This is a genomic window from Sphingomonas asaccharolytica NBRC 15499 (assembly GCF_001598355.1).
Taxonomy (GTDB): Bacteria; Pseudomonadota; Alphaproteobacteria; order Sphingomonadales; family Sphingomonadaceae; genus Sphingomonas; species Sphingomonas asaccharolytica.
This window is the reverse complement of record NZ_BCYU01000181.1, coordinates 1-992: the sequence shown is the minus strand read 5'-3', so window position 1 is coordinate 992 and position 992 is coordinate 1. Positions and strand designations below refer to the sequence as shown.

The following is a 992-nucleotide window of genomic DNA, read 5'->3' as shown; positions in this document are numbered from 1 at the left end:
GTCCACAATGCCGCGCAAAAGGCCGAGGAACTGACTCGCGGCTGGGTCACCGGGGGCACGTTGTTCGAGGAGCTGGGCTTTTATTATGTCGGGCCGATCGACGGGCATAATCTCGACCATCTGATCCCGGTGCTGGAGAATGTCCGCGACAGCGAGCATGGCCCGATCCTGGTCCATGTCGTGACCAAGAAGGGCAAGGGCTATGGCCCGGCCGAGGCAGCGGCGGACAAATATCATGGCGTCCAGAAGTTCGACGTCATCACTGGCGCCCAGGCCAAGGCGCCGCCGGGCCCGCCTGCCTATCAGAACGTCTTCGCCGATCAGCTGATCAAGGACGCGGAACGCGATCCGACCATCGTCGCGATCACCGCTGCCATGCCCTCGGGCACCGGCATCGACCGGTTCGCCAAGGCGTTCCCTGACCGCACCTTCGATGTCGGTATCGCCGAACAGCATGCGGTGACCTTTGCCGCCGGCTTGGCGGCGCAAGGCATGCGGCCGTTCTGCGCGATCTATTCGACGTTCCTGCAGCGGGCCTACGATCAGGTCGTTCACGATGTCGCGATCCAGAACCTGCCGGTGCGCTTCGCGATCGACCGCGCCGGCCTGGTCGGTGCCGATGGCGCGACCCATGCCGGCAGCTTCGACGTCACTTATCTCGCGACCTTACCCAATTTTATCGTGATGGCCGCGGCTGACGAAGCCGAGCTAGTGCATATGACGCACACCGCGGCGCTCCACGACACCGGACCGATCGCGGTGCGCTATCCGCGCGGCAACGGGGTTGGGGTCGACCTTCCCGAAACGCCCGAGCGGCTCGAGATCGGCAAGGGACGGATCGTGCGCGAGGGCAAGAAGGTAGCGATATTGTCGCTCGGTACGCGATTGCAGGAGGCACTCAAGGCGGCCGACGCGCTCGACGCCAAGGGGCTGTCGACAACCGTCGCCGATTTGCGCTTCGCCAAACCGCTCGATGAGGAGCTGATCCGCCG

1 protein-coding gene is annotated in these 992 nt (G+C 64.6%); it reads left to right on the top strand.

What is annotated here, in order from left to right; translation table 11 throughout:
• Positions 1 to 992: 1-deoxy-D-xylulose-5-phosphate synthase N-terminal domain-containing protein (locus tag SAS01S_RS21975; RefSeq protein WP_157082955.1), on the top strand; the 992-nt coding region annotated here is incomplete at both ends.